The organism is Spiroplasma endosymbiont of Dromius quadrimaculatus (assembly GCF_964031155.1).
Lineage (GTDB): Bacteria > Bacillota_I > Bacilli_A > Mycoplasmatales > Nriv7 > Nriv7.
This window is the reverse complement of the sequence record NZ_OZ035010.1, coordinates 808,012-820,372: the sequence shown is the minus strand read 5'-3', so window position 1 is coordinate 820,372 and position 12,361 is coordinate 808,012. Positions and strand designations below refer to the sequence as shown.

The following is a 12,361-nucleotide window of genomic DNA, read 5'->3' as shown; positions in this document are numbered from 1 at the left end:
AATACTTTCTAAAATCTAATGGTGAGATAGTATATTGTGGAAGTACCATATGAAAACAGATAGGTAGAGACAATAAAGAAATGTATTTAATGTGCTCAAATAAAGATGAAAAAAAGGAAAATGATAAAATACCCGGTTCTTTGATGGAAAAAGTAGAGATATGAGACGGCAAGTATGAAGAGGGGTATTTTAATAATCAAAAAAGAGACTAATTTAATTAGTCTCTTTTACTTTATATTTACTTTATAATTCTAAATTAACATAAGAACTTATTTTATCATTAAATAAGCGTATATTATTTATTTTAATTAATGTGTGATTTGTTTCAATTTCAAAATTATATTTTCCTTTTCCATAAATAACAGATAATTCCAATCGCTTAAAATTACTTATTTCTTTTTCTAAAAGAAATTTACATTGCTTAGTAATGTCAAGTTTATTTATTTCTTCAATTCACCTAAAATTACTTAATAACGCCTCCAATCCCTTTCCATAAATATTCATAACACTGCTTAATTGTGTTTTTTCAACAATACAATTTACAAAATTTTTACCATAATTTCCATCCGCTAATTTTATATCTTTTGGTAATAAACTAGGGATGTCGTTTGGTTCCAAATTATTAATTAATGGTAGTCAATTAAACTGGTTACTGTTCAATTTAAATAATTGATTTTGTGATATGTCATCATTAACTAATTGAATATGATTATTATCAAAACTAAAGTACTCTGATTTTAAAACAACTTCTACATCTTTAAATTTATAATATCCATCATCAAGCAATGGAACTGAAATGAGCTCAAAATAATAAGGCAATAATAGTTTATAATCATCATTTAAACCCATATTTATTGATAAATCAGAAAAAATATATTCAGAAAGCATCATAATAATTTGTTTAAATATTTGTACCGAAGGATGTTTTATTAACTTAGGGTTTTCAAATTTTCAGTACTCAAAAAGATTAGTAATAACTACTTCGGGTTTTTGACCAACAAATTTATTTTCTTTCAACCTTGCAATATCATTTCTAGGTTCATTAGTTTTTTTATCATATTTTGCGTGTTCAAAATTAGTGCGATAGTTATAAGTATAATCTAGCATGTCTAACAATACTTTTTGTAAACTATCAATCCTAAATATTTCCTTAAATTCTAATTCCACTCTATCATAATCTTTAGTTAAATTATATGAGGTAGAATTTAGACAACTGGGTTCAAGCCCACCAATTTCACCAGGTAGAGTGATTGTTTCATTTAAAATAATATTTTCTTTTAATAAATCCACTGGTAGACAACCAAGAGGTACACGCTGATATTTTTGTGTATTTCTAGTAATATGCATTGATGTTACTCTTGCATCAATAAAAACTTTTTTTCTTGATTCTGTTCCGCCACCAACCGTAATCAAATCTAAAGCACTTTTCTCGTTAAAAAACAATTTTGCTTTTTCTCATGCTAAAACTTGACTAGACATTCATTGTTGCAATATTCTAACTTTTGGTTCAGTTTCAATCGGCATTGATAGCATTGGTAACATAACCTTGTCATTTTCTATAAATAATCGTGGATAACCCTCCACGCCGTTTACTTCCCCGATTAATTTAATATTTCCAAATAAAGCTTGCCGTGGAAATTTAATAGTAATTGCTTTAACCTTTGTATCTTCGGGCAATTGTTTTTGAATACGCACGATAATGGGATTAGAACCACGAACTTTAAAATCTTGCACCCGTACCAAAACCGTTTCCTTGGTTACCTTAATTGATTTTGGAGCATAGCGTTCGGTGTAAGAATTTATAATATACAATTCATCCAAATTATTTTCGTTTGCCGGTTCACCAATAGAAACAACATGAAGATTAAATTTGCCGTATAAACTTTCATCTTGAAAAATTATAGTCTTAGCATCGACCATAGTATATTCAACACTGTTATCTTGAATATTAGTAGCATTGCGAGCATCTAATTCTAAATTAAAGTCACTAACTTCATAAGCAATCGTTTTTTTAACTTCTAAGGGGTCAATAAAGCCAATTTTAACAACATTGGGAGAAAAAAAGTATAAATTAGGTTTATTTGCGTTTTTAATCAGGTTGTTTAAAGGATAAATATATAATTCGCGTTTTCTTGTTTCGTTATAAATTGTATGTAAGTCAGGGTCTGATTGTTCGGTGTAATTTGCAAAGTCCAGTGGAGTATTATCAATTGCATAATCACGATATTTTGTTTCATTTTCTTGACTTGGTTTAGTCTTTCAATCCGCCATTTTCTTGTCCTTTCATATCAATATTATTAATTTCTTTACCAATTGTGGTTGTTACATTCAAATTGACTTTGATTGTCATTTTTTCAAGTTCTTTTGAAATAAAACTGTTACCATTCAAGTCGCGGTCAAATTTAAGTAGTAAGTAAATAAAATTTGCATGGGCTTCTTCTCGTAATAATATTTTTTGCTCGAGCATATTATTAGTTTGAATATTAACGGCCGAACTTTCTTGACGAGTTTGTTGAGCCCCTTTATGAATTGCAGGTACATGCATCCCAATCCGTTTATTAATCTCGGTCACATTTCAATCATATAAATAAGTTAATTCTTTTCCTCTAAATTGACCATTAATAGTAGAAAAGGGTATTGGATTTTGGGCTTGATCATAATTCATGACTAAAACATGATTTTTAATAAAATCATCAATAATCTTATTCACATTTTTTTGAACATTACCAACAAGTGAATTTGTATTAATAAGAAATCTTGTGGCGTTTAAAATCGCATCTAGAATGCTTTGTTCATAAAAAATATCTAAAGCTTTCAATTTATCTTCAACACCAGCGATGTCAGCACGCTCACTTGGTAAATTAGAAAAAATTGCAATTGGTATGTAATTAATTTCTAAAACTTGGTTAATATTTAATTTTTCATTATTGCGTTGTTTTTCAAAATCATTAACTTTTATTATTGTTTGTTCTAATTTGGAAGTGCCATTATTGTCAACAATTTTTTTGGTGCTTAGTTCATAAATTTCACGCGTAATTTTTACTTTGCTGTTTTCTAATTGGTAAGTTTCGTACATGCGTAAATTAAGATTATTTTTCTTATAGTCGTCGTAAAAAATTGTACATTGAATTAAATTTCCCAACACATCATATTCTCGCTCTGCTACTCGTATGGGTTGAAAATTCATAATTCCTTGATTTAAAAAAATTAGAAATGCTGAAATACCAATATCGCTAGCTCGTTTCTCATTAATCCAGTTTTTACTTTGAAAATCATTTTTATAAAGTCATGCCATTATTTTTGGTGATAAATCTTGTTGACTAATATTAATTTCCAACTTCTTAGGAGTTAATGCATTAGCCATAGTGTCGGACACATACGATTTATAATAATCTTCATGACCAAAAGGAGCAAAACCATACATTCGCAAAATTGATTTTTCCATTTCGCGTTTTTTAACTACTACATTATCATCTTTATCACTAAATCATTTTTTAGTAAATCGTAATGGCATTATTTACTTTCCAATTCTTCAACTTGTTTTTTTAAAATTTCAATTTTTTCAGAAATTAATTTCCCCAAAGGTACAAGTCCTAGAGTAATAAAGTTTAAAAAGTAAATTAACATTTTCAATCAAAATAATTTTTTAGCCATTATTTTTAGCTCCTCGTTTTGGTTTGTTAATATTAATCTCGTTTTTATTAGCGTTATTATTTTTGATAGCAATAACCATATCAATCTTATTATTTATAATCATTAATTTAGTATCAATTTTATTTAACGCTTCTTTATTTTCTTGCTCCATTTTTTTCGCCTCCTTTTTTGTTTTTAAAGCCGAGATTATTCCTGTAATGCCAGCCGTTCCACCCAAACCGCCAATAATTGCTGTAAAAATACTTGCTACTGTTTCTGAATTCATATGATACTTTCTCCTCTCTTATTTAATTTTAGCCTCTAGGCCCACATAAATGTGAGCTATTAAACTAGTATTTTGTGGGCGGGTTTCTAAAATATCAGTTTCATTTTTTTCTGTTTCGGCTGAAAAAAATAAATAAATTTCTTCCGGGACCTCTTTTGGTCAAGCATCCAAAATAAGTGAGGACTGCATAACAATGTCAGAATCTTCCGGCGTGTGGGGCATTGTGCCCACATTTCACCCTGTTGTTGAAAAAAAATAATTTTTTTTTCATTTGAAAACAAAAGAAGAATTGGGTTTGTCTAATTTCGGAGCCACATAAATCGGATGAATGTGGTGACCGACATTGTCATTTTCTGCGTTTAAAGGATTGTCTTTTTTGTGTCGCACAAAATCGCCCTCGCGAAGGCTAGGCGTCACCAATTGACTGCCGTCGGCAAGAATGACGGTGTATGCCTTTTCTGAAAGTGGCAGTCAACCCTCTTCCAATTTTTTTAATTGAGAAAATCAAGCAATCGCTCCAATTAACGATTTTTGGATATTTTGAAAATTTTGAAAAATCAAATTTAGTTGCTTTTGTAATTTGGCAGAAAAATCAGCTGTTGTAGCGTGCGTATAATCGCCCTCTTGTGGATTAGGTTGTAAAGCATTTGGTGGTAAAGTGCCAATTTGTTTAGGGAAAGATACCGTTAAAGTTTCTGTTTCATGTTCATAATCAGAACTTGCATATTCCTCAATAACTAAATTAGTTACAGGCCCTCTAAGATTAGGATTTTGGGGGCATGTGTAATCCTGACAGCGACTTTGAAAAAATTTTAATTGTTTTTTTAATCGTTCATTTTTTTCTTTTTCTAATAACTTATCAACAACAAATTTACTGTAATACAAACCTAAATCAATCATATTGGCATCAACTGTATTTTCATCATTATAAGGAATTAAAAAATTTTTTAATTCTGTAAAATTAGCTAATGCTTTAACTCTTTGTGGAATCATATCTTGAGTATTATTTGCTAGAGTAGAGGCAATATAACTTGTACTAGAAGTATTCAAATTATTTGTTGCATCAACAAAAAATTCAACTGGAACTCTGTTAAACACTCAATGCTCAATCAAAATATAAATCATGTCTATAACGGTTTCTTTAATTTCATCAGGAAAAGTAGTAAATTCTCACTTATTAAAGATAAAGTCAAGATACATGTTGCAATCATTTTGAGCTCTTAAAGCGAAAGTTTTAAATCAATCATCAAAATTAGCAAAATTTAAATCTTTATATTTAGATGGTATAGCATCTAAGGTTCCAGTAAGTGGTTTGATAGTATGATAACCATTAATGGTTATATTTGGTCAAAGTTCTTTTAAGAGCATTTTTTATCACTTCCGATTTAGTTTTTTATTGATAGTAGTAATTTTTTTAGTTATTTGTTTTTGGATCATATTTTTAGCATTAATTTTAAAATTAATATTTTTGTTTTTAACAAGTGGCCTAACAATGCGGTTTTTAACATTTCGTCAAACAAATTCCCTTGCCCAAAACGCTATCAACGGCTCAATTAACATAGTTGTCTTTATTAAAAACTTGATTTAAATTTTCTTTAACTTTAAATAAATTTCCTTCTTTATAACGGTCATAAGTTATTTTTAAAAGCGGAGTTAAAACTCGATATAACTTTATGCTATTGATGTAAAATTCTTGAACATTTGCTGGTAAAAATGGCATTAAAGATAATATGTTACCTTTAGTTTTACCCCAACCAATTGATCAACCACTTTCATACATATAAAATTTAAAAGGACTAGATGCAGTTATTAACTGTTGTAATTTTAATGGAGTAGTAATTATTGGTCCTATTGGTCGATATTCAGGATTTTGGTAGTAAATTGTAATCGCAATATCTGTTAGTATTCCTGTTGGTTTAACTTTGACTGCAAAAAAGACATCAGATATTAATGGCAATAAAGTACCATCGGTAATTATTTTCTTTTGCACTCTTGAAATAATGTTCTTAAAATTTGTATATTCTTGAATTTTGGTTTTAGTCTTTAATTCTATCTCTTTAATCGTTTTTCTTACAGGTTCAAACACTTTATTTAAACCTTTTTGAATTTGATATGCTGGCGACAATTTTTGTAATTTTTTTGATTTTTCCATAATTTTATTAAATCTTTTAAGAAATTGAGAACGAAAAACATTTTCTGCTCGTAAAGTATTTAGTGACAATAATGTACCTTGACGAATTCCTGATTTTTGCATCTGGGTAATTAAATTAAATCAATTTTCTGTTGGCATTTTTGAAATTTCATTAATGTTTGTTCCGTAACGATTTAAAAATTGATTACCTCATTTTTCTTTAAATATCCTTGTTTTAGTTACAAGATTAGGATTAATTTTTCTTAGTAATGTTTCCATTTCCAAAAGTTGACCTAATGTTGTTACATTTGAATTTTTATAATTCTTAACAAATTGTTTTCGTGCCAAAAATCCTAAATGATTAAGCATGGTTTCTTTAGTTGGTTTTTTAGTATAGTCAAATCAAGTTTTATATTTGTCAAGAATAATTTTTTTATTATGAACCTGCGAAATAACCTGCTCTAAATTATTAGCCGTTGTTATTCCTAAGTGATTAATAATTTTATTTTCTTTCGCTAGATTAAAAAACTTTGTTGTTTTATAAGCTCTTGATATCTTACTAATTTCACCAATAGCTGGCGTTAAATTAAGTAAAGTACTTATTGTATTACTTTGCTCTTTATAAATATCATAGACTTGATTAATTGTAAAATCAGTTACAACACGCACACTTGAAGCAATTAATTGGGATGTTAAATTTGATAATCCAGCACTTAGAGAAAATTTTAGCGACAGACCCGCAGTAAATTTTGCTAATAAAATACCAATGACTTGCACACCAACAAATTTTAATAATTCCAGTAAAAAATCATTTTCTTGTTTTTGAGGCAACCGCGTAGTTTTAATAACTCTCAACTGCAAAGCAGTTATATTAGTTCCAATGGGCATAATCTAAAAAAGGCTACCTAGCTATAGCCTAATTTCCTTTTTAATCATCTTTTTCACCTTAGTCTCCACCTGGGTCTGGTGTTGTTTTGTGATAATGAACCATTTTGGCTACAGCAACTTTACCAGTAAAAAATTCTCGTTCAGCAATATAAACTTGTCCCATATATTTTTCGTCTGTATACATACCTACATCCATAGGCAAATCAATACCTGTGAATGTCGCATATCCCAAAGTATTAACTCATATCATATTAACATTCTCGGGCAAGCGAGATTTAGGCACTTCAATAGTTATACAACCATTAACAACACCGACAACTCCGTTAACCATACCTAGCACGCCATCAGGAGAAGCGGTTAGCAATTTCGCATAAGTAGCTTCGGTCACTACATCAGCTGTCGCGAGCAAGAAGCCACTTGTCCACTCATTTTCAAAATTGACAACAGCAATTCGCATTTTTGCCATTTCTTCAAGAATTGTGTTTTTAGTAATCGGTTTTGCGGTTGCAATTGCTGTACCGCCAGCCACTAATTGTTCAGCATCGTATTTGTCATAAATTTCAGCCATTTGTTGGCGAAGACGAATAATCTTACTTTCAATGAATTTGGGACCTACTGCTTTACTCTCTAAACGCCCTATGCGTTCTTGAATATCAATTACCTTGTCCAAAGTAGCTTCTATTTTTTTCTCGTTGCATAGTTAGATTTGGAACCAGTATTTGGGTCTCATGTTCTATTAATAACTCCGTCCGTTGCAAGTGGAATAACTACTTTCTCACCATATTCAAATTCGGTAAAAGCTATTTCATTTGCAAAAAGTTGGTGAATTAAACTTCCTGTTCGTGGAAATTCGGGTCTTCATTTGCTTGAAACCAATGTTCTTAATTGGTCAACATTAATAAAAAACGCCATTATTATTTATCTTCCTTTCTTTTAAACATTAACTCCTGAGGGGTTAAAGCATCTGATGAAAAAATTATTTCTTCTGAGTTAGAAGGGTTAGTATTTTTATCATCAGCCTTATTTGGAACGCCTCCTGTGTCTAATGTGTGTTTAATTTTTGGCATCGTGGCCACAAAATTATTAATATCATTTTTAATTATTTCAATATCATTTTCAAAATTAATTGAGTTTTTCACAAAATTAATAAATTGATTATCAATATTAGCATCTTGAATTAATTTATTAATTTCTTGTTCTTTTTTAAAAGTTAAATATTCTTTTTCTTTGTCGGCAAGTTTTTTTAGTGCATCTGTTTCTCTTTGTAACAGATTTTTTGCTTTTTCCTGAAAATTAGCAGTATAGTCATTTTGCTCAGTGAAGCCACGATATAAATTTTTCACCTTAAAAGTTCCATCAGCATTTTTTTCGGGTTGTCCGTCTTCGCCAATAAAGACGATTTTTTTATCTCTAATTTTCATTTGGTGTGTACTCCTTTTTCAAATAAAAAACTCATTTGATATTCTAATTATCTAATGAGTTTTTCTAATTATTGAGTTTTTAGCTATTTATTTTTTCTTTTTTTTCCAATTTTTTTAAATTTTTCAACCTCAATGCTAAAAAATGTTTTGTGGGTGGTCTTATTTGGATAATAACGATTGTGTAATTTTCCCTCAATTAAAATAATATCGTGTTCTTTTAATTTTAAGAATTCTTTTTGCAACTTTTCTTCATAAATAGAGAGCGTTGTGTAGTTAAGACCCGCTCAACTAACTTGAACATTAACAACTTTAACAACAACACTACTAATAACTATTTTTTGCTTAAATTCTGTGATTTTGGGAATATCTTTTAAAATAACTGTCAAATTTACAAAATTAACATAGTCAATTACTTCATTTTCTTTTTTAGTTTTTAGTGCTTTTAACATTTTGTTTTACCTCATTACCCAAAAAGTATTGAATATGCTTTCACGCATCGTGCTCGTGTTTGGTAAGTTTTAAGTTTCCTTTGTAAAAAAATCCTTTCTTTTTAGAAGGCTCTTGTCTAAGAAAGTGCCAATGATATTTAAACCTTAAAAGACTGCTTATTGCTCCAATAAGTTCTGAGGTTGCTAAAGGATTGGTAATCGTTCTACCTTTAGTTAAGAAAAAATTTTCAATAATAAACAATGGCTTAAAATTTTCTATTCTTTTAAAATTATCAAATAATTTTTTAATTTTAAAAATTGCTTGTTCAACGCTTTCAGAAATTATTGTTTCGTTAAATTCAATGCATGAATTTTCAAAATTTCAAAGAATAATACCAGTAGAACCGATGCCTGCGGGGTCAATACCAATTATATAATTCATAAACTAAATACTTACCTTATGACAACTACATTTTTTCGTTGAGTAATCGGAAGCGGTGAATCACGCCTCAATAAAGATTTAGACATATTATATTTTTCTCCTTATGTGTTGTCAGCAAAGAAAATGAGTACATTTTTCTTGGGACACACAGCAATTTTGATAATCATAAGTTTTTTTAGTTTTTCGCTTACAATAATTTTCCATTCTTTTAAACTCACATTGCAATGATTTTTCTTTTAATTGACAATTAATTGCTTTTAACGCTGTAATTAATTCTTTATAAGAATATTTTTGGCGTAACGATTTAAGTCAATAAAAATGTGTTTTCCATTAATTAATCTTCCTCAATTATTTCTTTATAAATAATTCATTTCCGCGGACGAATGGCTTTTTTCTTGTAATAAATTACAGTTTCTAATGAGTGTACTTTTCTTTTAAAATTAGGATTATTACGCGAAAGTCCATAATAGCGTTCTACAATTTCAGCAACACTATCATAAACACCGACTAACTCATTGGTTTCGCAAGAATATATAACATAACAATATTTTTTAGCCATTTCGTACTTGTTCAAGATTTAATAACTAATTTAAATCAGTTTCTTTTAGTCATTCGGGAATAATATAATTAAAATTAATATCTTTATCAGCTTCAGATTTTTTAATATTTTCTAAAAATTTTTGTCGATTTTTAATTTTAACTTCTTCATACAAATTAATAATTTCTTGCCCCTTAATGGTTGCAATTTTCTGTGCACCGTTGGCATCATACTTAATAACTTCATAATCATTTTCTGTAAAAATACCGACCACCATCTGATTTGCATATTTAATTGATGGGTATACTAGTTTGCGAGGAACTCAAGAACTACCACCACTATTGGGAATTGATAGTAAAATCGCATTTGTTGTTTCAGCAACAATATATTTTTTATTCAAAAATAAATTTTTTAAGTTAGTCATTATTTATTAACTCCTCATATCAATAATTTTTTGGTTTTTGTAAAAAAATAATATATATCCTTCCTATATGCAATTTCCTAGTTAGCTAACATAGTTAACCATCTAAGAAATCTATGTTATCTCTCTTATGTTTTAACTAAGTTATGTTAGCTAACTAGGTGCGAGAAATGCTCGAAATTACCAAAAAGCATTATTTTGGCACACCTAAAAAGTGTTCTCATATTTACAACACAATTTTTAGATAGAATTTAGTTTTTTGTTCGAACAAGTTAATAAAGTTAGTTTAATTTTATTAATTAAAATACCTACCTCCTTTAAAAAATTATTCTTAAGAGGAGTATTCTTACTGGTCTAAAATGGTTATCTTACACACACATAATATAAACCAATCTCCAATATTTATACGAAGTGCATATTTTGTTTTACAAAAGAACAAAAAAGACGATAATTATCGTCTTTTCCTATTTTTCTACCTCTTTGTTATACGCCCTCTACAAGTTATGCACCCATATAAGATAAAAGAAAGACCTTTTAGTAAATATTTAAAAGATAATAAGATTATACATGAAACAACACCAATAAGGTCACCACAAAGTAATGGTAAGATAGAAAGATTTCATAAGAACTATAATAATTTATTATTGTTAGATGATATCAAAAGATTTAATACTAATGAATTACAAATATATTTAAATGAATATTATTATTTTTATAACTTCCAAAGAAATCATTGAACAATAAAAGACACTCCATTCAATTTTTTAAATAAACTTTTAAAAACCTCTTGATAACATATGTCTGTGCTATAGTACAAGTTTATTTAAGGTAATGTATAATATTAGTTGTAGTATTGGATAAAATAGTTTATAATAATTAAGATGTTAAATAAAATACTGTACATTACAATTCCCTTGCTTTATAGGTGCTAATATGTGATGAATTGACAATAAAAAATGTCATAACACCATTTATTTATGCAACTATATTCAAGGAGGAAAAAATATGAGTTTTAATGAATTAAATTTAAAGGAAGATAATATAAGTTTTGATGACTTAAATTTAAATAATAACTTAAAGCGCGCAATTTTAAAGGCGGGTTATGTTAACCCTACTGAAATTCAAAAGAAAACAATTCCGTTAGCATTAGAAAATTATGATATTATTGGAAAAAGTCATACAGGAACAGGAAAAACCGCTGCATTTGTATTACCAATCTTAAATAATTTAAATCCAAAACTACGAAGAGTACAAGCAATGATTGTTTGTCCAACAAGAGAGTTAGCATTACAAGTTTTAGATCAAGTAAGAAAATATGCTTTTTATTTAGAAGGAGTTAATGCGACAGCATTATTTGGTGGTTCGGATTTACGAAGACAAATTTATAGTTTAAAAAATAGTAATATTGTTGTTGGGACACCGGGAAGAATTGTTGATCATATTCAACGCAGAACTTTAAGATTGAATGATATTCAAACTGTAGTTTTAGATGAAGCTGATGAAATGTTAAAAATGGGATTCAAACAAGATATTGATAAAATATTTACTAGCATTACATCAAAGTATCAAACATTATTGTTTTCAGCAACAATGAATCGTGCTGTTTTAGAAGTTGCTAATAACTATCAAAATAGTCCGGTTCAAATAAGTATTAAAAGAAATGCTGCGGAATTAAATAATATTAAGCAATATTTTATTAATACAAGAAATACAAGTAAAGATCGTGCGTTAGTGGATTTATTTTTGAAAATTCAACCAAATTTAAGTATTGTTTTTTCTAATACCAAAGCATATACTGAAAGAATTTCTAAAATATTATGAGAAAATGGCATTAAGTCAGCTGTTATTAATGGTGATAAGCGACAAAGTGAAAGAAATAAAGCAATGAATGCTTTTAGAACTAATAAAGTTCAAGTGCTAATTGCTACTGATGTAGCAGCACGGGGAATTGATGTTGATGGGATTGATTATATTTTTAATTATGATTTACCTCGTGAACAAGAAAGTTATGTGCATCGTATTGGAAGAACAGGACGCGCTGGTGAAACCGGAATTGCAATTACATTAGTAAATAATAAAAAAGAATTAATTGATATTAAAAGATTAGAACAAACTTTAAACATTAAGATTAATCCTTACAATACTTAATACTGAATTTAAGGATATTACAGAA

Annotated in this window: 15 protein-coding genes; 2 read left to right on the top strand and 13 right to left on the bottom strand. The window is 28.6% G+C overall.

Annotated features, from left to right (window positions below):
* Positions 1–243: 243 nt before the first annotated feature.
* From AAHM88_RS04580 to AAHM88_RS04520, 13 genes are all read right to left on the bottom strand, one after another.
* Positions 244–2,271: a hypothetical protein gene (locus tag AAHM88_RS04580; RefSeq protein WP_342262367.1), complete on the bottom strand. Its 2,028-nt coding sequence runs from the start codon at positions 2,269–2,271 to the stop codon at positions 244–246.
* Positions 2,252–3,514, bottom strand: coding sequence for a hypothetical protein (locus tag AAHM88_RS04575; RefSeq protein ID WP_342262366.1), 1,263 nt, complete (start codon positions 3,512–3,514; stop codon positions 2,252–2,254). Before AAHM88_RS04575 ends, AAHM88_RS04580 begins: the two co-directional genes overlap by 20 nt.
* The gene (locus tag AAHM88_RS04570) at positions 3,514–3,654 is read right to left on the bottom strand and encodes a hypothetical protein (RefSeq protein ID WP_342262365.1); all 141 of its coding nucleotides are present in this window, start codon (positions 3,652–3,654) and stop codon (positions 3,514–3,516) included. The genes AAHM88_RS04575 and AAHM88_RS04570 overlap by 1 nt, the downstream gene beginning before the upstream one ends.
* Positions 3,647–3,919, bottom strand: coding sequence for a hypothetical protein (locus AAHM88_RS04565; RefSeq protein ID WP_342262364.1), 273 nt, complete (start codon positions 3,917–3,919; stop codon positions 3,647–3,649). Before AAHM88_RS04565 ends, AAHM88_RS04570 begins: the two co-directional genes overlap by 8 nt.
* Positions 3,920–3,937: 18 nt before the next feature.
* On the bottom strand, positions 3,938–5,287 hold the full coding sequence (locus tag AAHM88_RS04560; protein WP_342262363.1) for a hypothetical protein: 1,350 nt from the start codon (positions 5,285–5,287) through the stop codon (positions 3,938–3,940).
* A 133-nt stretch (positions 5,288–5,420) separates the two neighbouring features.
* On the bottom strand, positions 5,421–6,938 hold the full coding sequence (locus AAHM88_RS04555) for a hypothetical protein (RefSeq protein ID WP_342262362.1): 1,518 nt from the start codon (positions 6,936–6,938) through the stop codon (positions 5,421–5,423).
* Positions 6,939–6,996: 58 nt separating this feature from the next.
* Positions 6,997–7,608 carry a hypothetical protein gene (locus tag AAHM88_RS04550; protein WP_342262361.1) on the bottom strand — a complete coding sequence of 204 codons (612 nt, stop codon included), beginning with the start codon at positions 7,606–7,608 and terminating at the stop codon, positions 6,997–6,999.
* A gap of 8 nt (positions 7,609–7,616) precedes the next feature.
* Positions 7,617–7,850 carry a hypothetical protein gene (locus AAHM88_RS04545; protein WP_342262360.1) on the bottom strand — a complete coding sequence of 78 codons (234 nt, stop codon included), beginning with the start codon at positions 7,848–7,850 and terminating at the stop codon, positions 7,617–7,619.
* 2 nt (positions 7,851–7,852) lie between these two features.
* Positions 7,853–8,359 (bottom strand): hypothetical protein, encoded by a 507-nt coding sequence (locus AAHM88_RS04540; protein WP_342262359.1) that lies wholly within the window; start codon positions 8,357–8,359, stop codon positions 7,853–7,855.
* Between the two features lie 83 nt (positions 8,360–8,442).
* Positions 8,443–8,808 carry a hypothetical protein gene (locus AAHM88_RS04535; protein ID WP_342262358.1) on the bottom strand — a complete coding sequence of 122 codons (366 nt, stop codon included), beginning with the start codon at positions 8,806–8,808 and terminating at the stop codon, positions 8,443–8,445.
* Positions 8,786–9,229 (bottom strand): hypothetical protein, encoded by a 444-nt coding sequence (locus AAHM88_RS04530; RefSeq protein ID WP_342262357.1) that lies wholly within the window; start codon positions 9,227–9,229, stop codon positions 8,786–8,788. The genes AAHM88_RS04535 and AAHM88_RS04530 overlap by 23 nt, the downstream gene beginning before the upstream one ends.
* A gap of 334 nt (positions 9,230–9,563) precedes the next feature.
* On the bottom strand, positions 9,564–9,788 hold the full coding sequence (locus AAHM88_RS04525) for a hypothetical protein (RefSeq protein WP_342223644.1): 225 nt from the start codon (positions 9,786–9,788) through the stop codon (positions 9,564–9,566).
* Between the two features lie 25 nt (positions 9,789–9,813).
* Positions 9,814–10,191: a hypothetical protein gene (locus AAHM88_RS04520; RefSeq protein ID WP_342262356.1), complete on the bottom strand. Its 378-nt coding sequence runs from the start codon at positions 10,189–10,191 to the stop codon at positions 9,814–9,816.
* 500 nt (positions 10,192–10,691) lie between these two features.
* On the opposite strand from AAHM88_RS04520, the gene AAHM88_RS04515 reads away from it, so the two are divergent.
* Both AAHM88_RS04515 and AAHM88_RS04510 read left to right on the top strand, forming a co-directional pair.
* Positions 10,692–10,982: an integrase core domain-containing protein gene (locus tag AAHM88_RS04515; RefSeq protein ID WP_342262355.1), complete on the top strand. Its 291-nt coding sequence runs from the start codon at positions 10,692–10,694 to the stop codon at positions 10,980–10,982.
* A 211-nt stretch (positions 10,983–11,193) separates the two neighbouring features.
* Complete coding sequence (locus AAHM88_RS04510) at positions 11,194–12,336, top strand: DEAD/DEAH box helicase (RefSeq protein WP_342262354.1); 1,143 nt, start codon at positions 11,194–11,196, stop codon at positions 12,334–12,336.
* The last annotated feature ends 25 nt before the right edge of the window (positions 12,337–12,361 follow it).